At 58.7% G+C, this 24,261-nt stretch carries 22 protein-coding genes; 14 read left to right on the plus strand and 8 right to left on the minus strand.

Annotation, left to right across the window (positions count from 1 at the left end; genetic code table 11):
• The first annotated feature begins 79 nt into the window (after positions 1–79).
• From QPM17_RS07250 to QPM17_RS07270, 5 genes are all read left to right on the plus strand, one after another.
• Positions 80–403, plus strand: coding sequence for an ElaB/YgaM/YqjD family protein (locus QPM17_RS07250; protein WP_285389987.1), 324 nt, complete (start codon positions 80–82; stop codon positions 401–403).
• Positions 404–405: 2 nt separating this feature from the next.
• Positions 406–906, plus strand: coding sequence for a hypothetical protein (locus QPM17_RS07255; protein ID WP_285389988.1), 501 nt, complete (start codon positions 406–408; stop codon positions 904–906).
• A gap of 71 nt (positions 907–977) precedes the next feature.
• Positions 978–2,297, plus strand: a complete 1,320-nt coding sequence (locus QPM17_RS07260) for a glycerophosphodiester phosphodiesterase family protein (RefSeq protein WP_285389989.1) — start codon at positions 978–980, stop codon at positions 2,295–2,297.
• 104 nt (positions 2,298–2,401) lie between these two features.
• Positions 2,402–3,310, plus strand: a complete 909-nt coding sequence (locus QPM17_RS07265) for an esterase/lipase family protein (protein ID WP_285389990.1) — start codon at positions 2,402–2,404, stop codon at positions 3,308–3,310.
• Positions 3,307–3,630: a hypothetical protein gene (locus QPM17_RS07270; RefSeq protein WP_285389991.1), complete on the plus strand. Its 324-nt coding sequence runs from the start codon at positions 3,307–3,309 to the stop codon at positions 3,628–3,630. The genes QPM17_RS07265 and QPM17_RS07270 overlap by 4 nt, the downstream gene beginning before the upstream one ends.
• Here the strand turns inward: QPM17_RS07270 and cysK are convergent.
• Positions 3,573–4,544 carry a cysteine synthase A gene (cysK, locus tag QPM17_RS07275; protein ID WP_285389992.1) on the minus strand — a complete coding sequence of 324 codons (972 nt, stop codon included), beginning with the start codon at positions 4,542–4,544 and terminating at the stop codon, positions 3,573–3,575. The genes QPM17_RS07270 and cysK overlap by 58 nt on opposite strands.
• A 71-nt stretch (positions 4,545–4,615) precedes the next feature.
• Entirely contained in the window at positions 4,616–7,531 is a 2,916-nt protein-coding gene (locus QPM17_RS07280; protein ID WP_285389993.1) for a transporter substrate-binding domain-containing protein, read from the minus strand.
• Between the two features lie 142 nt (positions 7,532–7,673).
• Here QPM17_RS07280 and QPM17_RS07285 point away from each other — a divergent pair, with 142 nt between their 5' ends.
• Entirely contained in the window at positions 7,674–8,399 is a 726-nt protein-coding gene (locus tag QPM17_RS07285; protein ID WP_285389994.1) for a polyamine aminopropyltransferase, read from the plus strand.
• On the opposite strand, the gene QPM17_RS07290 is transcribed toward QPM17_RS07285, so the two are convergent.
• On the minus strand, positions 8,392–8,832 hold the full coding sequence (locus QPM17_RS07290; protein ID WP_285389995.1) for a methylglyoxal synthase: 441 nt from the start codon (positions 8,830–8,832) through the stop codon (positions 8,392–8,394). The two genes, QPM17_RS07285 and QPM17_RS07290, sit on opposite strands and share 8 nt — an antisense overlap.
• Positions 8,833–8,922: 90 nt before the next feature.
• Between QPM17_RS07290 and QPM17_RS07295 the strand changes: the two genes are divergently transcribed.
• On the plus strand, positions 8,923–9,711 hold the full coding sequence (locus tag QPM17_RS07295; protein ID WP_285389996.1) for an ATP-binding protein: 789 nt from the start codon (positions 8,923–8,925) through the stop codon (positions 9,709–9,711).
• Positions 9,712–9,719: 8 nt separating this feature from the next.
• Here the strand turns inward: QPM17_RS07295 and QPM17_RS07300 are convergent, their stop codons facing one another.
• The 3 genes from QPM17_RS07300 to pdsR all read right to left on the minus strand — a co-directional run bounded on the left by QPM17_RS07300 (position 9,720) and on the right by pdsR (position 13,825).
• Positions 9,720–11,030 (minus strand): DUF3422 family protein, encoded by a 1,311-nt coding sequence (locus QPM17_RS07300; RefSeq protein ID WP_285389997.1) that lies wholly within the window; start codon positions 11,028–11,030, stop codon positions 9,720–9,722.
• A 107-nt stretch (positions 11,031–11,137) separates the two neighbouring features.
• Positions 11,138–13,120 carry an ATP-binding protein gene (locus QPM17_RS07305; RefSeq protein ID WP_285389998.1) on the minus strand — a complete coding sequence of 661 codons (1,983 nt, stop codon included), beginning with the start codon at positions 13,118–13,120 and terminating at the stop codon, positions 11,138–11,140.
• A 3-nt stretch (positions 13,121–13,123) separates the two neighbouring features.
• The gene (pdsR, locus tag QPM17_RS07310) at positions 13,124–13,825 is read right to left on the minus strand and encodes a proteobacterial dedicated sortase system response regulator (protein WP_285389999.1); all 702 of its coding nucleotides are present in this window, start codon (positions 13,823–13,825) and stop codon (positions 13,124–13,126) included.
• Between the two features lie 207 nt (positions 13,826–14,032).
• Here pdsR and QPM17_RS07315 point away from each other — a divergent pair, with 207 nt between their 5' ends.
• The 5 genes from QPM17_RS07315 to QPM17_RS07335 are packed head-to-tail and all read left to right on the plus strand — an operon-like array spanning position 14,033 to position 18,255.
• Positions 14,033–16,189 carry a marine proteobacterial sortase target protein gene (locus tag QPM17_RS07315; RefSeq protein ID WP_285390000.1) on the plus strand — a complete coding sequence of 719 codons (2,157 nt, stop codon included), beginning with the start codon at positions 14,033–14,035 and terminating at the stop codon, positions 16,187–16,189.
• Entirely contained in the window at positions 16,186–16,797 is a 612-nt protein-coding gene (locus QPM17_RS07320; RefSeq protein WP_285390001.1) for a class GN sortase, read from the plus strand. Before QPM17_RS07315 ends, QPM17_RS07320 begins: the two co-directional genes overlap by 4 nt.
• A gap of 49 nt (positions 16,798–16,846) precedes the next feature.
• The gene (locus tag QPM17_RS07325; RefSeq protein ID WP_285390002.1) at positions 16,847–17,548 is read left to right on the plus strand and encodes a lysophospholipid acyltransferase family protein; all 702 of its coding nucleotides are present in this window, start codon (positions 16,847–16,849) and stop codon (positions 17,546–17,548) included.
• Positions 17,549–17,608: 60 nt separating this feature from the next.
• Positions 17,609–17,851 carry a GlsB/YeaQ/YmgE family stress response membrane protein gene (locus QPM17_RS07330; protein ID WP_285390003.1) on the plus strand — a complete coding sequence of 81 codons (243 nt, stop codon included), beginning with the start codon at positions 17,609–17,611 and terminating at the stop codon, positions 17,849–17,851.
• A 2-nt stretch (positions 17,852–17,853) separates the two neighbouring features.
• On the plus strand, positions 17,854–18,255 hold the full coding sequence (locus tag QPM17_RS07335; protein ID WP_285390004.1) for an MAPEG family protein: 402 nt from the start codon (positions 17,854–17,856) through the stop codon (positions 18,253–18,255).
• 54 nt (positions 18,256–18,309) lie between these two features.
• Here QPM17_RS07335 and QPM17_RS07340 read toward each other — a convergent pair whose 3' ends face one another.
• The gene (locus tag QPM17_RS07340) at positions 18,310–18,756 is read right to left on the minus strand and encodes an OmpA family protein (protein ID WP_285390005.1); all 447 of its coding nucleotides are present in this window, start codon (positions 18,754–18,756) and stop codon (positions 18,310–18,312) included.
• A gap of 335 nt (positions 18,757–19,091) precedes the next feature.
• Between QPM17_RS07340 and QPM17_RS07345 the strand changes: the two genes are divergently transcribed.
• Positions 19,092–20,540: a rhomboid family intramembrane serine protease gene (locus tag QPM17_RS07345; RefSeq protein ID WP_285390006.1), complete on the plus strand. Its 1,449-nt coding sequence runs from the start codon at positions 19,092–19,094 to the stop codon at positions 20,538–20,540.
• Between the two features lie 126 nt (positions 20,541–20,666).
• On the opposite strand, the gene QPM17_RS07350 is transcribed toward QPM17_RS07345, so the two are convergent.
• Positions 20,667–22,121: a tetratricopeptide repeat protein gene (locus QPM17_RS07350; protein ID WP_285390007.1), complete on the minus strand. Its 1,455-nt coding sequence runs from the start codon at positions 22,119–22,121 to the stop codon at positions 20,667–20,669.
• A 243-nt stretch (positions 22,122–22,364) separates the two neighbouring features.
• On the opposite strand from QPM17_RS07350, the gene QPM17_RS07355 reads away from it, so the two are divergent.
• Positions 22,365–24,176: an ABC transporter ATP-binding protein gene (locus QPM17_RS07355; RefSeq protein WP_422732735.1), complete on the plus strand. Its 1,812-nt coding sequence runs from the start codon at positions 22,365–22,367 to the stop codon at positions 24,174–24,176.
• Positions 24,177–24,261: the final 85 nt, after the last annotated feature.

Genomic DNA, 24,261 nt, shown 5'->3' on the forward strand with positions numbered 1-24,261 from the left:
GGTCAGGTATCCAGCCAACAGTTTTGATCGTTACCAAAAGCCGAAATAGCAGTATGGTTTACTGATAAGGAGGCAACATATGGAAGCGAAATCCAGTCAGAGTGATTATGAGCAGGTCAGAGAAGACCTCAGGAAGCTGAGTGAAGATCTTTCCAAACTCACCAAAACCGTCACTGAAGGACAAAAGAGTAATATCAGCAGCCTCCGTGATGAAATCCGCCGGGAAAGCCGCGAAGCGTTTGATCAGGTGAAACATCGTGGCGATGAGGCAATCAATCGTGCCCGTGATGCCGGCAGCAAGGCCATACACGATACTGAAAGCAAAATTGAAGAAAGGCCCTTCCTCAGCATTATGATCATGTTTCTTGCCGGACTGCTTGTTGGTCGGTTGCTGGACCGCTGATCATGCCGGATTCAGCCTGGTTACAGGGCGTCCTGCGCAAAGCGGTTGCGGCCGTTATAGGCTTTATGCTGGCTTTTGTGCTGCTGGTCGCCCTGCTGATCACCGGATTTTACATGCTCGTCAATGCCGCCACACTGGCTTTGTCCCCTTGGCTGGGGGAGGCCGGTGCGCTGGCGGCGACGGGTTTGTCATGCCTGTTGCTACTGGCCCTGTTTTTCTACCGGATGACCCGCCCGGTTGCCTCAAAAAAATCTGTCCGTGAGGGAAAGCGGCAGTCACCGGCCTCACCGGTGGATGTCATCAGGGACCTTGTCCGTAATAATCCGCTTGAAGCCGCTGCTGCGGCCTTCACCCTTGGCGTGGTGGAGCAGAGCGATCCGCGCCTCAAGTCGCTGCTGCTGCAGGGAGGTATGGTTCTGATGAAAGAGGCGGAAGCCGAACAGGCCCGAGGGGAGGAAACAACGGACGCACCTGCCAGCAACACGGACGCGCCAGTCACCTGATCGTCACTACAACGTAACCCGCCCCATTGATAATGGCTGTGCAGTATCATTCATCGCACAGGGAGCTTGTTATGAAGTTACGCACGTTGCTGGTTATGGCATTGCTGATGTCATTGGTCTCCGTCGCCAATGCCAGCCCGGTTGGGCAAGGCAAGGGCGAGAACTGGGTACCGCCAGGTCTTGAAAACTGGCACGACCAGTGGCCGGATCTGAAAAGTAACTTCCATCGTGGCAAGCGCCAGGTTCATCTCGGCCCCAGGCCATTCTGGCTGGTGGAAAACATGGATGAGGGGCCGCTGAAAGGCGCTTTGCAGTCCTGCCATGCCAGAAATTTCAGACCTACGGATTTCTCGATAGGGCACCGGGGAGCGCCCTTGCAGTTTCCGGAACACACCCTGGAATCGTACGTGGCGGCCGCTCAGATGGGAGCCGGTGTCCTGGAGTGCGATGTTGCCTTCACCAGGGACAGGGAACTGGTCTGCCGCCATGCCCAGAACGATCTTCACACCACCACCAATATCGTGACCATTCCAGAACTGAACGCCAAGTGCACCCAGCCATTTGTGCCGGCGGATCCGCAAAATGGCACCGAGGCTCAGGCAGAATGCCGTACCAGCGATATCACGCTGGAGGAGTTCAAGTCCCTGGAAGGCAAGATGGATGCGTTCAATCCCATGGCGACAACTCCGGAAGAGTACCTGGAAGGCACCGCGGCTTGGCGTACTGATCTGTACAGCAGTCGCGGCACCCTGCTGACCCATCAGGAGAGCATCGAGCTGTTCAGGGCGCTGGGCGTGAAGTTCACTCCCGAGCTGAAAACGCCGGTGGTAGAGATGCCGTTCGAAGGAGATTACAGCCAGCAGGATTATGCCCGCCAGATGATTCAGGACTATATCGATGCTGGTGTAAACCCGAGGGACGTATGGCCGCAATCGTTCCTGCTGGACGACGTCCTGTTCTGGATCAATGATATGCCCCGGTTTGGAAAACAAGCGGTGTTCCTGGACCAGCAGCCGATGACCGCGGAAAACTCGTCGCTGGCGTGGATGGAGAGCCTGTCTGCACAAGGGGTGAATGTCCTGGCACCGGCGCTGTGGAAAATGCTGACCCTGGATGGCCACCAGCAAATCGTGCCGTCGGAGTATGCGAAGAATGCCAGGGCCGCGGGGCTGGACCTGATTGCCTGGACGGTTGAACGCAGCGGACCGCTGGCCGATGGCGGTGGCTGGTATCACCAGACCATCACCGATGCTATCAATAACGACGGTGACGTGTTCAAGGTAATTGATGTGCTGGCGCGGGAGGTCGGGGTCATCGGCATCTTCTCCGACTGGCCGGCGACCACCACCTACTATGCGAACTGCATGGGATTCGCAGGTCGGGGCCGTTAGACAGCGGTTGCCACGCAGCCGGAATCTGTTGGAAATTCAGCCAATCGTTAAAGCGCTTATCAGAGTAGACTGGTGGTTACATCATCAAACGGTAACGGTTGTGCATGGATACAAATACCAGCCCGGCATGGCAAAGACATGCCTCAGCCATTCTCAGCGGGTTTTTTGGGGACTGGCTTGAGGCGCGCAATAACCCCCTGGCGATGCCCATGACGGTTTTCCATGGGCATGAGCCGGTTAATCCGGGGTCTCCTGATCTGGAGAACCCTGGCTCAACCTTGTGCCTGTCGATTCACGGCCTGATGGAACTGGAGTCGGTATGGGCTATCCCGGGCCGGGATGGTGCTCATTACGGCTCACTGCTAGCGGCTGAGAATAGCGACATTACGCCTCTGACTCTCCGATACAATAGCGGTCGGCCTATCTGGCACAACGGAGAAACGCTCGCCGACATGCTTGATGCTCTGGTCAGCCACTGGCCCGTGCCTGTTGAGCGGATAATCCTCATCGGGCACAGCATGGGCGGGTTGCTGATTCGCAGTGCCAGCCACTTTGGTCAACTCCATGGTCATCACTGGGTGGAACAGCTCAGGGACTGCGTCTACATCGGCTCCCCCCACGATGGCTCGTGGCTGGCAAGGGGTGCGATGGCGACGGCTGACCGGATGAATAAGGCGCCGAGGGACTATTTGCGGGTGCTGGGCGAAGTGATAGATCTGCGAAGCGAGGGTATTCGCAACCTGTCCCGCGGCGAAGTGTTGAGCAGCGAAGATGGCGAGCCACCTTTGCTGCCGGGGGCCCGACATTACGTTGTCTGTGGTTTGCTGGCGCGTACCCGTGAGCATCCGGTGAATGCGCTGTTCGGTGATGCACTGGTACAGGAGTCCAGTGCCCGTGGCCGCGAGCGCAAAGGCTGGGCACTCACTGGTGAAGCCAGCTTTCCAGGTGTAGACCATATCCGCCTGGCTCATCATCCCGATGTAGCGGACCAACTCAGGGAGTGGTTGTTATGAACAGAAAGGATCTTGATTGGTGGGCCGGAGTTGCGGATATAGCAGTCACCGGCCTTGCTCACGGTTCGCTCAAGCTGGAACGGGTTCACCTGTCCATTGCAGACGAAACCTTCAACATGCTGCAGAGGGTTCCGGTGACTCGTCCCTTCAGTGAAACCACGCGGTTTTTCCACCACAGGATTGCGCGGGTGTCCTACCGCAGTATTGCGGCCGTATCGGCAGGCCTCGGAATGCTTGCCGCCGTTGGTTTGCCTTCACGGCCTTATTGCACATTCTCCAGTTCGCCGAACCGGTCCGTAAACAGCGCGGATGACAGATAGCGCTCGGCGGAATCCGGCAGCACCACCACGATGTTCTTGCCCCTGAATTCCGGTAGCTTGCCAGTCCTTACCGCTGCCACAACCGCTGCTCCGCAGGAAATACCGCACAGAATGCCCTCCTCCTGCATCAGCCGATGAGCCATGTCCATCGCCTCCTGATTGCCAACTGTTTCCACCCGATCCACCAGGTCCATGTCCAGGTTGCCGGGAATAAAGCCGGCGCCAATGCCCTGGATCTTGTGGGGTGCCGGTGTCAGTTCAAGGCCATTGCGGGACTGGGTGATGATTGGAGAGTCTTCCGGTTCCACCGCCACGGTAGTAATGGCTTTGCCTCTGGTGTTGCGGATGTAGCGGGTGACGCCAGTGAGTGTGCCGCCAGTGCCAACACCGGAGACAAAGATATCCACGGCGCCGTCGGTGTCATTCCAGATCTCCGGTCCGGTGGTTGCCTCGTGGATATCCGGATTGGCAGGGTTTTCGAACTGTTGCGGCATGAAGTATTGATCCGGGTCTTCGGCAACAATTTCCTCGGCTTTGGCGATCGCACCCTTCATGCCCTTGGGTGGTTCCGTGAGAACCAGTTCCGCACCCAGGGCCTTCAGAACCTTGCGCCGTTCCAGGCTCATTGAAGAGGGCATGGTCAGCAGCAGCCTGTAGCCCCGGGCGGCTGCCACAAAAGCCAGGGCGATGCCGGTATTGCCGCTGGTGGGCTCGACAATAGTCATACCGGGCTTGAGTGTGCCCCGCTTTTCCGCATCCCAGATCATGGCGGCACCAATGCGGCACTTCACCGAATACGCGGGGTTGCGACCCTCGATCTTGGCCCAGATTGTCGCCCCTTCGTTGACACGGTTGAGCCTGACCAGGGGGGTATTTCCAATCGACTGGGAGTTGTCGTCGTAGATCTTAGCCATGGTGTGATCTCCTTTGCGTTTGCCTTGTGGCAAAAGGATAGCACTTGCAGGCCAGTCTGAGGATTCGCTGATCAGGCCGGCTCTTCAAGGGTCAACGCTTCGAGGCGGTTGCGGCCGTTCTTTTTGGCAAGGTAAAGCGCTTTGTCAGCACGCCTGAGAAATTCAGGAGGCACGTTGTCCTTGCCGGGAATGCCGGTGGCCAGACCAATGCTGACCGTGAAGCCGATGTTCTGGTCATCACAGCGGGTGGTCTGCCTGGCTACCTCCTCCCGGAAGTCTTCCAGGCGAGAGATCAATTCCTCGCGGTCGCTGAAACTGGTAAAGATCACAAACTCTTCACCGCCAAAGCGGGTCAGGCGGTCGGTATCGCGGCGAAAGTGTGCTCTCATGGTATCGGCCAGCGCCACCAGGCAGCGGTCGCCTGCGTCGTGACCATGGCTGTCATTGATCTCCTTGAAATGGTCCGCATCCACCATGGCAACCGCAAAGCCCATGTTGTGTCTCTGGCACCAGTGGAAGCTTTTGCTGAATTCCTGATCAAAATAGCTGCGGTTACCAATCTGCGTCAGGTCGTCGGTCACACTCAGATGGGCGAGGCGGCTATTGGCGGCAGCGAGTTCCCGATTGAGTCGGCCGAGCTTGCGGTTCCAGTAGAACATTAGGCCCAGGACAGCCATGGCACCGATAACCAAAAGTAACAGAAGAGTGTAATCCACGGATTGTTCCAGTTTGATTCCGGCCCACTCCTGTTTGATGGTGTTGCGTTCATTCTCCGTGAGGCTGGCAACCAGCTTTTGCATAATGCTGAGCAGCTCAGGTTCGTCATTTCGGACACCAACTCCGAGGGACCAGTCGGCCGGGACTCGTCCCAGTACCTTGAGGTCGGCAAGGCCCAGCTTCTGCATGTTATAGCTGGCCGTGGCCAAGGTGCCGATATAGCCCGCCAGCTTGCGTTCCTGAACCATGCGTAGCCCCTCTTTTTCATTGGGGACTTCCACCAGATTGAGCTCCGGGTTTGTGGTCTCCAGCAATTCGATGAAAGCATAATCCTCAACAACACCAACCGGTTGGTTGCCCATATCGTCAAGCGTGCTGATGAACGGCGCTTCTACCCGTCCCAGTAGCACACCCGGAGCCTGCAGATAGGGCTTGGTGAAGCTCATGTAGTTGATCCGTTCCGGGGTCTCCATGGCCATGGAAAAAAGGTCGCATTTGCGTTCCCTTGCGGCTTTGACAGAGTCAGCCCAGGTCTCTGCAGGGAGAGGAGTGAACTCTATACCCGAACGGTCGGAAAAGAGGGCGAAAGTGTCAGCGGCAATGCCGACGTGTTTGTTATCCTCATCAAGACCCTCCAGGGGGAGCCAGGCGGGATCGACGCACAGCGTAAGCGGCCGGTTGCGCTGGTCCAGCCATGCCTGCTCCGCATCAGTGAAGCGCAAAGGAGCTGGGGGCTGATGACGACCGGCAGAGGCGCCAAGCCAGCGGTTTTCGATGGTTCGCATTTCTGTGGGGCTGATAGTCCCCAAGGCTGCATCCATTATCGAGGCAAGCGGTTCAAGGGCCGGACGAACCCCGAAGCGCAGGTCCTCTCCGGGCATGTCCTCAAGAGTCATTTCACCAGCGATGCTCACGCCTGCAATGCGAAGCTGTCTCACCCAGTAGTTACCATTGGGCAGGGCCGCCAGGGTTACATCCACCGAGCCCTCTGCCAGCGCCTGGAACATGGCCTGCTGCGACGTGAAGGACAGAACATTGTCGCCCAGCTCATCGCGCAGTACGTTCTCATAATAAATGCCGGAGCCAATGGCAACTTTGAGGCCCTGCAGATCCGCTGGGTCGTTGAAATGAAGATTCTCGTCCAGGGTGAAGGCGACGTTTGGTATGACGTGATAGGGGCGAGTGAAGCGCACCTGTTCCAGACGCTCTTCGGTGCGCGACATATTTGCCATTATGTCGATGTCGCCCTTCAGGAACCGGGGATAGAGTTCGGACCACTGCCCTGTTACCGGCACAACCTGAAGACCTGTCAGGTCGGAGACCCGTTCCATTACATCGACAGACAGACCCTGCACCAAGCCTGAGTCGTGGAAGCTGAAAGGCGCGTAGTCCCTCATGAAGCCAATACGTACCGGCCCAATTTCGCTGATATAGCGCTGGTGGGCGTCGCTCAGGGCGAAGCCCGAAGATTCAGCAATACTGGTGCCGCCGTATTCCTGCCAGCGTTCGAACAGTTCGTCTATGCGACCCTCCGGAATTGCTGCCAGCCCTTCCCTTATAACCTCATACAGCGCCTGGTTATCTTTCAGGACACCGAGGCGAAAATCTTCCCTGGACAACTCACCCAGAGGGGCAGGGCCGGCAATCTCCAGGAAACGGAAGCCGGCATGGTTGGCGTAGTAGTTCAGCGTCAGTTCCGCTCCAATAATACCGTCGACCCAGCCAAAAGCGAGGGCACGTACCAGACTGGGTACAGAGTCGTAAGTGGCGAGCTCCACGCCAGCGTCTTTCAGGGGTTGGAGGTAATAAACATCCCGCACGACACCAATACGGTAAGCTGAGAGCGCCTCCAGGGAACGGATGTCTTCCAGTGGCTTGACGGGATCGTGCATCAGGTAGATCTGGCGAACGTGGTAGGGGTCAGTAAACTGTATCGTCCTGGCCCGCTCGTCGCGATAGGAAATGCCCGCGATCACATCGATCTCGCCACCCATGAATGCCCCGAATACCTCCGGCCAGGTGCCGACGCGAAAGTCGAGGCTCAGGCCTGACTGGCGAGCCACTTCCCGAAGGACGTCAATGGAGAAACCAGAAGGGGTGCGTCCTTCGATAAAGGCGTAGGGTTTGTTGGCAGCAGTGACGCCTACGGACACAGTCTGGTTGTCGGCCGACCAGGCGGGCAAAGACAGTAAAATGAGCACCAGTGCAGTGTAAATCGCATGGAATATTGTTTTCAGAGATGGCCTTTGCCAGGCAATTCCAGCGCTCATTGGGTGGTTCACAATCTTGTGTTGGCTGAGTCCAGAGTGTAGTTGTCAGTGGCTAATTTTCACAACGAAAAGTTGGCTTCCCCTGAGATTTGCGACGTCTGGTGATAGGATACGCGCTCGTCAGTACTGCACAGGAAAGACCATGAGCCTTTTGTTCGAACAGATCGACAGCCAGCCTTCACCACTGGGAGACATCACCCTTCGCCGTCGTCGCATTCCGGCGCTGGGTGACCGTGATATCTATGAGGTGAAACTGGGCGAAGAGTTCCTCATGTCCAGCATGTTTGTGGATGGGGAAGTCGCCTTGGCGGACCTGGGCCTGGATGCTGTGGAGGGGGAGCAGTTGCAGGTGGTGGTCGGAGGCCTGGGACTTGGATACACCGCTGAAGCGGTGCTGAAGCACGATCGGATCTCCGGATTGCTGGTGGTGGATGCGCTGGATACGGTGATCCACTGGCATCAGCAGGAGAAAGTGCCTCTGGGCAAGGTGTTGAACGAGGACCCGCGCTGCCGCTATGTGCTGGGCAGTTTCTTTGACATGGCGGTGTCAGATACCGGTTTTGATCCCCAGGCGCCGGGCAGGGTTTTCGACGCTATCCTGCTGGATATTGATCATTCACCCAGAGCCCTGCTGAACGAATCCAACGCCAGTTTCTACAACGCAGACAGCCTGGGCCGGATGGCTGTTCACCTGCGCCCCGGCGGGGTCTTCGCCATGTGGTCCAACGAACCACCTGACGAGGCATTCATGGAGACCTTGCGCGAACTGTTTACGGATGTGGACGCGAAGGTGGTGTCTTTCTACAACCCGTTCCAGAACCGGGAATCCTCCAACACGGTATTCCTGGCCAGAAAGCCGCTCAGTTAACGGAGCGGCCGGTATAGCTTGAGAAGTCCGGCTTTTTCGGTTGGTGCTGGTCGTCGGTCATGTAGGCGGATGTCAGGATGAACTCCGCTGTCGCGCGGTTGCAGGCCACGGGTATGTTCCACAGTGCGGCGATGCGCAGCAGGGCCTTTATGTCCGGGTCGTGGGGCTGCGGTTCCAGCGGGTCCCAGAAAAACACCAGCAGGTCGATCTCCCCTTCCGCAATCTTGGCGCCAATCTGCTGGTCGCCTCCCAACGGGCCGCTGAGCAGGCACGTAATATCGTCCCTTCCCAGGTTCTCCCTTAGTAGCCGGCCGGTGGTGCCGGAGGCATAAAGCCGCAGGGTGGCGAAGCGGGTCTGGTTTTCGGCAACCCAGTCCACCAGTTCTCTTTTCTTGTTGTCGTGGGCGACGAGGGCAACGGATTTGACGGCCATTTGCGGTAAAGTCTCCTTTTGGGGGTAGTGTCCGGTAACGGGCTCCAGTGTTTCATATTCATGATAAACGCGGAACAGGAAATAAGTGTTATGGCGACAGACCAATCCATCGACTGGACAGAGACGCCGGCCGCCGTCTGGCGCCGCCATCGCCGGGGGCTGCGGGCCATCCGCCGGCTGGATCCGGTGGGCTGGGACGACCTGACCGGCATTGAGCGGCAGCAGAGAGCGCTGGCCCGCAACACGGAACGCTTTCTCGCGGGCGAGCCCTCCAACAATGCCCTGCTCTGGGGCGCCCGGGGCACTGGCAAGTCCTCTCTGATCAAGGCACTGCTCAACCGATACCGGGGCCAGGGTCTGCGCATGATCGAGGTGGACAAGGATGATCTGGTAAACCTGCCGGAAATTGTCGACGATATTGCCGAATTGTCATGGCGATTCGTGATTTTCTGCGACGATCTGTCCTTTGAGGTGGGGGAATCCGGCTACAAGGCCCTCAAAAGTGTGCTGGAAGGCTCACTGGAACTGCCTCCAGAGAACGTGCGCGTGTATGCCACCTCCAACCGCCGCCACCTGATGCCGGAATTCATGGATGACAATGTGAAAAGCCAGATGCGCGGCGGCGAACTGCACCCGGCAGAGGCCATTGAGGAGCAGGTGTCCCTGGCAGACCGGTTTGGCCTGCAGCTGTCGTTCTACGGTTTTCCCCAGGATGTGTACCTGCAGGCTATCGATGCACTGTTTCCCCGGGTGGGTGATCGTGAGGCGTTGCACCGGGAGGCTATCCGCTTCGCCACCAGCCGTGGCGCCCGCAACGGCCGCACGGCACAGCAGTTCTATCGCGAGTTTGCCGGTGACACCGACGCTTTTGGTGGTTAAGGGCTGGCCTACTGCCGCCGCGCCAGTCTGAGGAAACGGTGGTGAACCAGTCGTACGCCAACGAACACCAGCACCATCACCACCGGGATGGCAACGCCAAGGACCAGGGATTTGTTGAACTCAAAGCCGGCATCGTAGGCAGAATCCAGGGCCAGTTTCAGCAGTCCCACCAGGTAGTAACTGATGGCGACCACGGAAAGCCCCTCCACCGTGTGCTGCATCATCAGCTGGATTTTTGAGCGCCGGTCCATGGAACTCAGCAACTGCTGGTTCTGGCTCTGGATAGCCAGCTCTACCCGCGTGCGCACCATATCCGAGGCGCGGTCCACCCGCCGGGACAGGTCTTCAAGGCGGTCCTTGACCGATTCGCAGGTTTCCACGGCCGGTGTCAGCCGCCGGGTCATGAACTCGGTAATGGTGAGATGGCCGGACAGCTCATCTTCTCGCAATTCCTCCAGTCGCGTCAGCACCAGCTGGTGATAGGCGCGGGTGGCGGAGAAGCGGAAGGTGGAGTGAGCGCGGAAAGCTTCGATTCGGGCCGCAACATTGGTCAGGTCCGCCAGTACCTCACGTTCGTCAATGTCCTGATTATCCGCCAGGGATTGGGTAATCACCGCCAGTTGCTGGTCCATCCCGTTCAGTGAGGGTGTCATTTCCCTGGCCAGTGGCAGCGCCAGTAATGACATCAGGCGATAGGTCTCGATCTCCATCAGACGCTGGGTAAGCCGGCCTAGCTGACTGTCTGACATGTCCCGGTTGAGGATCATGAAGCGGCCGAACCCGTCGCTGTGGAGCCTGAAGGTTCCCCATACCCTGGCCTTGCCCTCCCAGGGACTGCTGCCCACCAGCCGTTCTCCCTCAAACCATTGGCGAATCTGTGTCAGATCGGTGTCAGGGCCGCTCGTGTCCTGCTGAAGATCGATATGAAAGGCCGCAACCACAGTACCGGTGAGCTTTTCGAGCCAGCCGTTGGGCAGTGAGGAGATGCCGGTGTCCTCGAAGGGCTGATGGTCGTCACTGGCCCCCAGATTGATGAACGTGTAGGACGCGAACTCCATATGCATTTCACGCCGGATACGCAGGGATCCGAAGGTGGCTTCATAGCAGCTGACGTCTTCCAGGGGCTCGGCCTCCCCCAGCATGATATGCAGGTCCTGCCAGTGCCGGAACTGGGCAGTTCGTTGCTCTGGTGTCGTCAGCAGGGCGATGTGGGTGACCTGTGCCGGGCATGGCAGTACGTGGAACGGCCGGGAGTGGAGCTCGTTGTAAAGCTCCGCTCTGAGGGGGTGCAGATCAAGCTGGTTGAGCGGTAGGTTCAAGTTCCATTCCTCTGGCGGCGGTTTCGACAACGGTTTTTGTAAGGTCAGGCTAGGGTTTTATGGGGCATCCGCAAAGACGACTTGTGGCTTAAGACTCTTGGGGGGGCTCATGCCGCCAATGGCAGTATGACTGTAAAGCGCACGCCGTCTGATTCGTTGGCGGTCAGTACCCGGCCATTGTGATGTTCGGCAATCAGCCTGACGATCAACAGCCCCTGGCCCAGATGGCCTTCCTGTTTGCCGGTTCGCACTGATACAAAGGGGCTGAAAATATCACTGGTGAGATTTTCCGGCAATGATGAGCCTTCATTGAACACGCTCAGTTCCAGTTGTCCCGGGGCCCGGCGCAGGCGGATTTCAATGCGGCCCTGTTCAGGCGTGAAGTCCCGCGCATTATCCACCAGCTTGTCCAGTAGCTGCACCAGCAGTTCCGGCGAGCCATAGCATGGGCAACCGCTGGTAGGTCCGGCGTAGTGGATGTGGTGGGACGGATCCAGTTCCTGGTAAGCCAGAGTGGTCTGTGTGGCTACGTCAGCCAGGTCAAAGATTTCCTTTTCCGCATGATCGAGGCTCTGTTCCAGTCGCGCGGCTTCGCTCATGCCCTGCAGTATCTGGCTCAGGCGGTCGGTGGCGGAGCGGGCGCGGTCGATGTAACTGGCCTGGTCGGCCGGGTCTGTGGTGTGGCTCAGATTGTCCAGAGAAGAACGCACCACGGCCACCGGGGTCTTCAGCTCGTGGGACAGCCGCCGGGAGAAGCTCTCCAGGTAATCGGTATAGCCCTGAAGGCGGTCAACCATATGGCTGAACTGTCGCGACAGGTCTCCGAGCTCGTCCTTTGCCCTGGCCGGGGGCAGGGAGCCCAGAACGCGGCCATCATCGTCTATGCTTGCGCATACTGCCCGTTGCAGGCGGGTGATTCGCCAGGACAGCCAACTGGCGTAACCCAGCAACACCAGCATCAGGACGATGATCAGCAGTACGCTTCGGGCAATCACCGAACCCAGGGTGCTGCCAGACAGGGCCAGCAACTGGTCCAGGGATTCTTCCAGTACCAGCACCCGGCCATCAGCCAGTGACTGCTTTACCAGCAAATGGGTGTCGCCATCCCGATGACGAACCAGGCCTTGTGACGGCAGTTCTTCAGCGTCCATGCGATGGGTTGCATCATTGAGTGGTACCGGTTCTGGTTGATAGAAGCGCACCAGCGCCCGTAAGCCGTTGAGACTGATGCGCTCAAGAATCTGTAACGGGCTCAGGCTGTCGAACTCTGGTTCGTCGGTTTCAGTCTGGCGCGCCTGGCGCGCGATCACCCAGCCGTCCGGTTCCAGAACCCGGGCCCCCTGGCCCGGAGCGATCATGGCCTCTAGCCGGTTTTCCAGCGCCGGCATCCGGTTGACGATTTCTGCCGAGGCATGGCCCGCCACGACGCCTGGCCATATTACCTGGAAGCCAAACCGCTCTGATGGTGCTGGGCGTGGGATCCTCAGTTCAGCCTGGTAGCCGTTGCTGACCGCTTGCCAGTATCCGCTGATGCGGTAGTCCGTTGAGCCTTCGCTACCCGGCTCAATGGCGTTGATGGCGCCAGGTGCCTGGGTGCGGATAAGTCGCCGGCTGGTCTGGTCGCCGTCGACGAATTGAAGCAATATCCGGTCATGGGGCTGGGCGGGGTTACCGGGATTGAAAAACTCCGCTGTCCGGCCGCTGACCCGGACAAGAAGGTAAAGATGGTTACGGTTTACCGCCGCCTGCCAGGATACCTCCGGCCCATTGCTGTCGCTGACTTTCTGGCTACTCTGCCACTGCTGGCGGGATTCTTCCTCGTCATAGCCCGGCCAGTCATCGCCATACCCGTCCAGGTTGGGGGCACGGGACAGCAGATCGGCATAGATAACGGGGGTTCCGGGCTTGATAGCGGGGCTTGCCTCCAGTTGCTCTGTCACAAAACCGGCGATGCGACCGGCCTGGCCCTGCAGTTGTCGGGCAGCCTGGTTCCGCAGTGCCTGGTCCAGCTCCAGAACGAACTGTAAACCGGCCCAGGGAATCAGCAACATCAGCAGGCTGGCAATGAAGAGTTGGCGCTTGAGGGTCAAAGCTCAGGCCTCATGGGCATTCCAGCGATAACCCATGCCGTAGGCGGTATGAATGCCGTCGAAGCCTTCATCTACCTGCAGGAACTTGCGGCGTATGCGCTTGATGTGGGACGTCACTGTGTTGTCATCGAGGACTGTGCTGGCGGCCTCCATCAACTGGTCGCGGCTGCGAACATGGCCGGGATGCTGGACCAGGGAATGCAGCATCCAGAATTCCGTGACCGTGAGGTCGATGGGCTGGCCATTCCATTCCGCGGTCATCCGGTCCACATTCAGTGCCAGCCGCCCCCGGTGTACCACTTCATCCGGCTGCTTCAGGGCTTCGGCCCAGGCGTCGGCGCGCCGAAGCAGAGCGGTGACCCGGGCCAGCAGGTGGTCCATGCTCATATCCTTGGTGACGTAGTCATCGGCCCCCAGCCGAAGGCCGTGAACGGAATCAATGTCGCTGTCCCGGGCCGTCAGGAAAATGATCGGCAGGGTTTTCGACAGACTGCGCAGGTCGTGACACAGGGTAAAGCCGCCCTCGGGTTCGTCGCCCAGGCCCACATCGATAATGGCCAGGTCCGGAAGGGCCGTGCGCAGAACCTGGAAGGCGCTGTTGCGGTCACCGTAGGCAGCTACCCGGTAACCCCGGCGCTCAAAGGCGTCGCGGTAGTTTTCCCGAATGGCGGGTTCGTCCTCAATCAGCACGATGTGTCGCTTCATAACCTGTAGCCATTTCCCTGTTTATCCGGGTTCCTATTTAACCATGGCCAGAGACCAGAACAAGGTAAAGCGGGTGGTTTGCCACAATTCATCATTATTCTGATACCGGATTGCCAGATTCTGACACCGGAAGGCCGTTTCCCTGGGCTGAAATGGACACCAGTTGCCACCAGGCGTGTGTTCACCCCATTGAGACAAGGAAGCGGAATGATGCTGCTCACCCATGTAGTGCCATCGTCACCAACAATCAAAAAACCCGGGCGGCTGAAAACCCGATCAGCCAGAGGTGACATGTGTCCGCGGGTCCGGCGCTGTCTGGAGGGGGTTTCGCTATGGCTTGCGGTTCTGCTGTTCCTGTTTGTACAGCCCCTGTATGCAGAGGCCTCCGAAACCGGGCGCGAGGGTACCGGTGAGTTCCATTTTCTGGATGACGCTGGTCAGCGCCAAGGATCGGCGACGTTGCTCAATACCGATTACAGGGTGAGCGTCAGCGGCCTGATCGCCGACACCCGGCTACGCCAGAGCTTCCGCAACACCAGCCAGCAATGGCGCGAGGGTGTGTTCGTGTTCCCTTTGCCGGAAAACGCCAGTGTTTACGGAATGACCCTGATTGCCGGCGAGCGCGAGATTGTGGGCAGGATCCATGAGAAACAGGAAGCGAAGCGCCAGTATACCCAGGCCAGGGAAGAAGGTCGCAAGGCGGCCAGTGTGGATCAGCAACGGCCAAACCTGTTTACCACCCGTATGGCGAACATCCCGCCAGGTGAAACCATTACCGTCGAGCTTCACTATCAGCAAGCGGTGCGCTACCAGTCCGGCGAGTTCGAGCTGCGCCTGCCCACCACCCTGACACCCCGCTATATGCCCGGCCAGGCGGTGGACAACCGACCGGCCCAATGGGCGGGGGGCTGGGCGATGCCCACCACCGACGTTCCGGATGCAGACCAGATCAGCCCGTTCACGGTGCTTCCGGAGGAGGTGGGGCCAGGCAGTCATCGGGCAACGATAGCCCTGACTATCAATGCCGGCCTGCCAGTCAGCCGCGTGTCCAGCCCCAGCCATCGCATAAGCAGCACCTGGAGCGGTAACGCCGTTGAGGTCAGCCCGGAATCCGACGCAGTGTTGATGGATCGAGACCTGGTGGTGCGCTGGTCCCCAGCGAGGGGCATGGAGCCATCAGCGGCCGTTTTCCATGAACAGTGGCAGGGTGAGGACTATCTGTTGGCACTGGTGGTGCCGGGGTTGAGCCGTGATCAGCGACTGCCACGGGAACTGGTGTTTGTCATTGATACATCCGGGTCCATGGCCGGTGAGTCTATCCGCCAGGCCCGTCAGGCGCTGTCGCGCGGGCTGGCGACCCTGGGGCCGGACGACCGGTTCAATGTCATCCAGTTCAATAGCCAGACCCATGCGCTGTTTATGGAACCGGTACCGGCCAACGCCAACAACATTGCCCGGGCCCGCCGCTATGTGCAGGGGCTTGATGCCAATGGCGGCACCGAAATAGCGTCTGCCCTCGATGCTGCTCTGGATGACCGACACAGTGACGGAGGAGAGGGGTCGGCGAGAGTTCGGCAGGTGGTCTTCGTTACCGACGGTTCTGTCGGAAACGAGGCGGCCCTGTTCAGGAAGATCAACAACCAGTTGGGTCGCAGCCGGCTGTTTACCGTGGGTATCGGCTCGGCGCCCAATATGCACTTCATGCGGGAAGCGGCACGTTACGGCCGCGGCACCTATACCGCCATCAGTGACCTCTCGGACGTGGAGCGGCCGCTGGATGAGCTGTTTGCCAAAATGGAGTCCCCGGTGTTGACGGATATCTCGGTCAGTTGGCCTGGTCAGGCAGCCGCAATGGAGGCCTTCCCGAGCCGGATCGGCGACCTGTTTCTCGGCGAACCGATGGTGCAGGTGGTGCGTGGACTGCCGGGTGAAGGTGAACTTGAAGTCTCCGGGCGGCTGCCGGATGGGAGCCAGTGGCAGCAGTTACTGCCCGTTGATCAGGCTGCACCGGGCAAAGGGTTGCATCGTCATTGGGCGAAACAGAAAATCGATAGTCTGATGGACCGCGGGCTTGATGGCAGCATCGACGACGATACACGTGCGGCAGTCACCGATCTGGGGTTGAAGCATCAGCTGATGACGAAATACACCAGTTTCCTGGCGCAGGAAAAAACCTCCTCCAGGGGCGAAGACGAAACCCTGGCCACTGACAGCATACCCACACTCCTGCCCGCCGGAAGCCAGGGTACCATGCTGCGATACCCGCAGACGGCGACCCTGTCGCCCCTGTTTATCGCCATCGGCCTGGTGGGGCTGATGTTCTCGGCTGCCATTACCCTGCTGCAACGGAGGGTGTTCCCATGAACCGTCTGATTCTTCTCCTGGTTACAACGTTTGGGACAGTTCTTGCCGTAGGCTTGTGGATTCCCCTCAAGGCAATCGCGGCCCAGGAACTGCTGGAGCTGGCCTGGGCCGAGAGCCAGGCCCGGCAACAACAGACCCGCCCATGGCCGTGGGCGGATACCTGGCCGGTGGCAAGACTGACGATACCGGAAACCGGCCAGTCCCTGATTGTTCTGGATGGCGCCCACGGCGAAAGCCTGGCCTTCGGGCCCGGCCAGGTGCTGGGCAATGACGACCGGGCGGGGCCTGTCGTGATTGCCGGTCATAGGGATACCCATTTCCGGGGGCTGCAGCATCTCAAGACTGGAAGCCGGGTCCGGTTGCAGAGCCGGGACGGAGACTGGCGCATCTTTCAGGTGGACCGCATCCGGATTGTCGATAGTCGTCATGAGCGCATCGATACCGCAAAGCTGCCACAAAATTCCCTGTTGCTGGTGACCTGCTATCCCTTCAATGGCTTGGAGAACAATGGTCCGCTACGCTACGTAGTAGAGGCCACGGCCGACTCTATGGTGACGGCGGGTGAGGCCGATAACGTCGGCATAGGGGAGGCTGTTGCCGGAACCTGATTTTGGCGTACACTTGTGCGCCAAAAATTGAAGCAGGGTTTTGTGTTCGATGGGCTTGATCAGAAAGTTTCTGGCCTGGCTGATGGTGCCGGTCATTTGTCTGTTTGCGCTGGTTCTGTACGTTGCCAGGCCATTTAATCCGGGGAATAACCGGTTGCTGGGCCGGGCGGTTGCCCATGTTGGCCGTTTTTTCCTGGGCATGGAGCGCCCACTGGAAGGAGCTGACAACATGCCGCAGGACCGGCCAACGGTGGTTATTGCCAACCATCAGCACAACGATGATCTGTTTGTCATGGGTGACCTGTTGCCTCCCCGCACGGTCACGGTGGGCAAGTCGTCGCTGGTCTGGGTTCCTTTCTTTGGCCAGGTATTCTGGCTCGGCGGCAATGTCATCCTGAATCGGGGTCGTTCCCACAAAGCCATTGCTGTGATGCAGGCCACCAGTGAAGCCATCAGCCGCGACCGCAAAAGCCTGTGGGTGTTTCCTGAAGGCACGCGCAGCCGGGGCCGGGGGTTGCAGGGGTTCAAGAAAGGCGCCTTTCATGCCGCAGTGGCGTCCGGTGCGCCCATCACCATGGTCTGTGCCAGCCAGTACTACGATAGGACTCTTGGCTGGTCTGGCCGCCGGGAGCCGGTGGCTGTCCGCATCCTTCCGCCGGTGGAGACTGCAGGGTTAACCGCCGATGATATTCCGCAGTTAATGGCCCGGTGTCATCAGCAGATGGAAAATGCCATTGCCGGAAGCGCTTGAAGCATCAGGCAAAACAGGGCAGTCTTTCGGGGACTGTTCCGCTGCAGGGAGATGCATGCAATGAATATTATTCTGTTTCTGATTATTGGTGGTGTGGCCGGCTGGCTGGCCGGGCTCATTATGAAGGGTCGTGGTTTTGGCGTGCTGGCGAATATTGGCATCGGTATTGTCGGTTCTGTTCTCGGCGGTTTTGTTTTCCGTCTCCTGGGGCTTGCCGCACAGGGGGCCGTGGGTGAACTGGTCACCGCCACCGTGGGTGCGGTGTTGTTGCTGGCGGTTGTCAGCGCTATCAAGAAGGCCTGACGATGATCGTACCTGTATCCGCTGTCTTCGCAGCCGTCCTCGGCCTGTTGTTGCTGGTATTGTCGGGAATGGTTTCCCGCTTTCGTCTGAAGTACAAGAAAAGCCTGGGAGTGAACGAAGACCGGGACTTCGAGGCTGCTGTGCGCGCCCAGGCCAACCTGGTGGAATACGCACCCCTGGGTCTGATCATGCTGGCGATCGCCGAACTGAACGGAGTTTCCAGTGGGCTGGTGTACTGGACCGGGATGGCCTTCGTGGTGGGGCGGGTACTCCATGCCTTTGGCATGATCAATGGCCAGGGAGGCCCTCACATCGCCCGGATGACAGGCATCCTGTTGACTTGGGCAGGCATCCTTGCCATTGCCGTTCTGCTGCTATGGAACGTGTTCCAGGTATATGGCTGAGTTGTTGGCGGGGCTGAGCGGCCCCAACCAACCATCAGCCCTGCGAGGCTGGCCTTACAATGCCTGCGCCATTTCCACGGTGAGGTATTCCAGCTCCAGCCGCCGGTTGGCAGCATGGTCTTCCGGACGCGCCAGGGGGCGTTCGCTGCCCCAGCCACTCACCAGAATCTGATTTTCCCTGACCCCTTCCCGAATCAGCAACTTGGCTGCACTGCTGGCGCGCAGCCGGGACAGGAAGTGATTGTATTCGCCGACGCCGAAATTATCAGCGTGGCCGTGGATGCGTACCCTTACACCCGGATTGTGACGTAAATAGTCCGCATGCTGGCGCAGGATAGCCTGGTCATGTTCATCCAGGCGATGCTTGTTGAATCCGTAATGGAAGCGCATGCGGTGTGGTTTCCGCGGGGAACCGTCGGAAGCCAGTGCCGGTATCGCAAGGCCTGATTCAATGGCCGCTCTGGCAAGCAGCTCCGGATTGTCCAGTATGAGTACAGTCATGGCAGTTTCCTTGTTTGCACGTCCGTTTTTTTTGTTGTCCCGGTAACTATTGGCTGCGGCCGGGACAACGGCAATTGGCGATTGGTCGAAACCCCTGAGCAATGCTCTTTCCGAGCATTCTGCGATTCGCCCCATTTGCGGCTGCCCTGATTGAATGTCATTTGTATGACCTTCGTGTGACAACCGCAGAGTAGCCTTTATTGAGGTGTCACGCACAGTTTGTTTTGCTCGTGGTCCGGCAGATCGCCTCAGGGTTTATTACAGCGCGAAAAACTGGCCATGCTGTGGTAAAAAGCACATCTCCAGGGACAAATTATGATGAATTGTGGTGGCCCATGCTGATTATCCCCGCAGAAAACTCGGTTAACTGGAAGCGCCCGCCCTGGGTAACCCTGGGTTTGATGCTGGCCTGTCTGTTGGTGTTCTTGTTCTACCAGGGCGGCGACAGACGGGTGACCGAGAAGGCGATTGAGGAGTATCTCGATTCGGGGCTGCAGGCATTGGAGGCGCCGGTTTACGAAGACTATCTACAGCGCCAGATCAGCTTTGAGGGTAATGAGGAGCGGGTTTACGAGCTGCAGAGTTTCCAGCAGCTGCGCCAGGAGGGCGGGAATGTCTGGTTGGCCTACACGCTGTTATCCGACCGCGAATTCTACCAGTACATGCTGGACAACCGGGACGTTCTGCTGGCGCCGGCAGAGCGCCGACGCTGGTTGGAGCAGCGGGGCGATATACAGTCCAGGCTAATGGACCGCCTCAGTGCCAACCAGCTGGGTCTGGTGCCCGCGGACTTCTCACTCTACACACTGATTACCTACCAGTTTCTCCACGGCGGCTGGGGGCACATCATTGGTAACCTTGTATTCCTGTTCCTGCTGGGCTTTACCGTGGAGAAAGCCCTCGGCCCCGGTAGATTCCTGCTGGCTTATCTGCTGTGCGGGGCAATTTCCGGCGTCGTGTTCACGGCCTTCTCCATGGGCAGCCATATTCCCCTGGTGGGCGCGTCAGGCTCCATTTCCGGGCTGATGGGAATGTACGTGGCCATCTACGGACTGCAGAAAATCCGTTTCTTCTATTTCGTGGGGGTGTACTTCAATTACTTCCGGGCGCCGGCTCTGGCGATTCTGCCGGTATGGCTTGGCAAGGAAATCTACGACTACTGGTTTGCCGGTGCCACAGGTATCGCCTACATGGCCCACGCCGGCGGGCTGGTGGCAGGCGCTGGCATGGTGTGGTTGCTGGGCAAGAGCTGGCTTCAGGTCAACGAGGAGTTCTTCGAGCCGGAAGAGGATGAGCAGGACGAACGCTTCACTACCGGCTACAGCCAGGCCATGGCCAGCCTGGGCCGCATGGAGTTTGACCTGGCCCGGCGCCAGTTCGAGGCGCTGCGGGAGCATTACCCGGATCGCACCGTGCTGCTGGAGCATCTGTACCAACTGGCGAAACTGCGTCCGGATCTGCCGGAATACCGGGAGCGGGCACGGGAATTGATGAACGAGTCCCTCAGCCGCCGTCAGCCGGAACAGATGATTGAGATATGGCAGGAATACCTGGGTAAAGGTGAGGGGCATCAGCCCCTGAGCGCCGAAGACCACAACCGTGTTCTTTTCACCAGCCTGAAACAACACGATCTCAAAGCCGCAGAAAAGGCCTTCGAGAGACTCAGAAGCACCGGCAATGAGCTCCTTACAACGGAGGCCTGTCGGTTGCTGGTGGATGAGTTCGAAAAGCTCCAGATGACACCAAAGGCCCGCCATTACAGGCAGTTGTTGCAGGGAGGCTAACTCACCGTTGGATGGCCAGGTGCGGGGGAAGCTTTTCCAAAACCGTGCGGAGCCATGGATGGCGGAGCCGAGCGTACAGGGATGTATTCACAGCGTGTTTTGGAAAAGCTTCCCCCGCATCTGGCCTTACTCCTGAACTGCAAACGAGGCTTTCGGACCTTTCAAAGGTTCGCGATTTTCAACCTGCTGCAGATAAACATCGATCTGTTCGTGCAGCGGGTGATTCAGGCACCGCTTCTTGATGAAATTCAGGAACGCAGAGGCCTTTTCCCATTGCCCCAGGCCGTTGGCCAGTGCCTGTGCGACCAGAAGATAGGCGGGCGCCAGCTCCTCGCTGTTGGGGAAGCGCTTGTGAAAATCCTGCAGCAGTTTCAACGCAGGCTTGTAGTGTCCACGCTGGTAAAGACAGCGGGCACAGCGTACGGACAGTTCAGGCTCCTCGAGCCTGAATCCCGGCTCGATTGTCTCGATAACCTTCTGCAGTTCCGCAATACCATCACCGTCGTTCCTGTCTGCCAGCATGTTCAGCAGCCGGGGATGGTACCGGTACAGTTCCTGAATATCATTGCGGGCGGTCAGCAACCGGTGCAACTGCCCCAGCCGCAGTGAGTTCTGTGAGTCCCGTTTCAGTGCCTCTTTCAGCATGGACTGCACGCGATCATAGTTGCCGTCCTTCAGATTCATGTCGATGTCGGCATCAAAGCGTTGGGTACGGTCCCGGTTCTGCATTTCTCCGGCCTGATCGTCGTCCTGAAGGTCACTGGCGAACCCGAGCTCCTCCTGATACTGGAACAGCAGGTAGCCCAGCATGTGAAACAGCATGAGGGTAAAGGTGCTGTTGAGAAAGCCGGCCAGAGTACGCGCCACACCGGGTGTGAAGTGGGTGAGGGCAAAATCCTGGGCTGCGCCGGATGCCAGTGTCAGCAGGATCAGATACCCGTAGAGCAGGAAATAGGGTGCACCAATCCGTGAAATCAGTACCGCCAGATTCATCGGGTTAACAGCAGCCATCACCGAATGCTCCATGGCCAGCACCATGATGCTGGCGGGTAGCGCCAGTATCACAAAGGCCAGCGCCAGGAACATCAGCAGCGGCCCGCCTACCATGGCAGCGGCAGCCACCATGCCACCCATCAGTGCAAATACCAGCAGTTGCAGAATGACAATATCGAAGCCACTGCCACTGAAAGCCACGGCTACAGGTGGGGGTTTCATATGGCCTTCCGCGGTGTGACTAATCACCGCATAGGTATATTTCAGCAGCGCCAGAGCCAGTACCAGGGTGATAATCAACCCGAGGAGGTTGCCACTGACCAGCAACGGCACCAGCGTGCAGATGGCAATAACCAGTAGCGGATCGGTATGAAACGGGTAGCGGAAAAACGCGCCTATCCGGTTCCAGAAGGGCACCACCTCGGTAGCAGCCCCCAGATACCGCATCGCACGGCTGCAGTGAGGGCAGAGTGCATGTCGCTTGCGGGTATCGGCGTCCGGCATGCAGCGGGCGCAATAATGGATCTGGCAGTCACCGCAGTGCCATTTTGCGGGTTCGCCGGGATGGTAATGGCAGTCGTGTTTCACAGTCGGCCCGGTTCTGGTGGCTCAGGGGAACAAGGGGCAATGATGGCAGAAGGCCGGCTATGTCACCAGCCACCTGTGTCGCAAATACCGGTATTCATCAGGATGTTGGGCGGATGTGCCCAACCTGTCTGCAGGCTCCGGTAGACTGTCACTGAAAACGCTGCGTATCAGTGGAGGTATTCAAGAACTACCGATGCACTATTCAGCAGGGCTAATGGAGGATCATTGGATAAGGCGAAAGATTTGAGTGCAGTCGCGGATCGACCCGCAGGCCGGAGTGATCACAGGTATAGCTGGAAGGGCATTCTGTCCCTGGCCCTCAAGCACAAGCCGAGGCTGGTGCGGGCCAACCTGCTCGCCATTCTGGCCACGGTGGTCAGTGTGCCGATTCCGCTGTTGCTGCCGGTGCTGGTGGACGAAGTCCTGCTGGACGAGGAAGGCCCTGTGCTGCCTGTTATGCAGACCGTTCTGCCCGAGGCCTGGCATACGCCGGTGGTGTACATCGGGCTGATGGTTCTGGCCGCCTTCCTGCTACGGGTGCTTGCACTGACCTTCAATGTGCTCCAGTCCCGGGAGTTCTCGAAAATCTCCAAGGACGTGGTGTTCCGGATACGCTCGCGCCTGCTGGGCCGGCTGCAGCGGGTAGCCATGTCAGAGTACGAAACACGGGGCTCCGGCGGCATTACCAGCCACTTCATCACTGATCTGGACACCATTGACCAGTTTCTGGGCACCACCATCAGCCGATTTCTGGTGGCCAGCCTGACAGTGACGGGGACTGCAATGGTGCTTATGTGGGTGCACTGGCAGTTGGGCCTGTTGATCCTGCTGTTCAATCCCCTGGTGATCTTTGCCACCATGCTCATTGGCAAGCGGGTCAAAGAGCTCAAACGCCAGGAAAACAGCGCCTACGAGGATTTCCAGGGCGACCTGACTGAAACCCTGGACGCGATCCACCAGCTCCGGGCGGCCAACCGCGAGCAGCACTATCTGCACCAGCTGATCAGTCGTGCACGGACTGTCCGCGACCATGCCATCCAGTTCGAATGGCGTAGTGACGCCGCCACCCGGGCCAGCTTCGCGCTGTTCCAGTTCGGAGTGGACACCTTTCGCGCAGCGGCAATGGTAACGGTGCTGTTCAGCGACCTGAGTATCGGCATGATGTTCGCCATCTTCGGCTACCTCTGGTTCATGCTCACGCCCGTTCAGGAAATGCTGAATATGCAGTACGCCTGGTTCGCTGCCAATGCTGCGCTGGGGCGAATCAACCAGTTGCTCGAGCTGAAGGAGGAACCCCGTTATCCCGCCCTGGAGAATCCTTTCAGGGGCAGGCACACCGTCGGCCTGACCCTGCGGAACATTCACTTCAGCTATGGCGAGGAGGCAGTGCTGAAGGGGATCAATCTGCACCTGGACCCAGGGGAAAAAGTAGCGGTGGTGGGAGCCAGCGGCGGAGGCAAGTCCACTCTGGTACAGGTAATTCTGGGCATGTACACGCCACAGCAGGGGGACGTGCTGCTGGGTGGCGTTCCGGTTCAGCGTATCGGACTTCCCTGTCTGCGTGAGCATGTGGCCACTGTGCTTCAGCATCCTGCGCTGTTCAATGATACCGTGCGCCAGAACCTGACACTGGGGCGTGACAAGACCGACGCCGAGATGTGGCAGGCACTCACCATTGCACAGCTGGACAGGACGGTGGCGGACATGCCCCACCAGCTGGATACCATGATAGGCCGGCAGGGGGTGCGCCTCTCGGGTGGCCAGCGGCAGCGTCTGGCCATTGCACGGATGGTGCTTTCCGATCCTTCGGTAGTGATTCTGGACGAAGCTACTTCGGCACTGGATGCGGAAACCGAGTTCCAGCTGCATAAGGACCTGGAAGCCTTCCTGCGGCAGCGCACCACGCTGATCATCGCCCACCGACTCTCCGCGGTAAAACAGGCAGACCGGGTGTATGTCTTCGAGGACGGCTATATCACTGAAGAGGGTCACCACGACGAACTGATTGCCCGGCAGGGGCTGTACGCGCAGCTTTACGGGGATCGACAGGCCTGAGAGCGTAACATTTGTTTACATCTGTTGTTGATCCTGACTCCCGTACATGCCGTATGTATGCCACCACTACTTGTTCCAGAATGAA

This window comes from Marinobacter azerbaijanicus, from assembly GCF_030250645.1.
In the GTDB taxonomy this organism is placed as follows: domain Bacteria; phylum Pseudomonadota; class Gammaproteobacteria; order Pseudomonadales; family Oleiphilaceae; genus Marinobacter; species Marinobacter azerbaijanicus.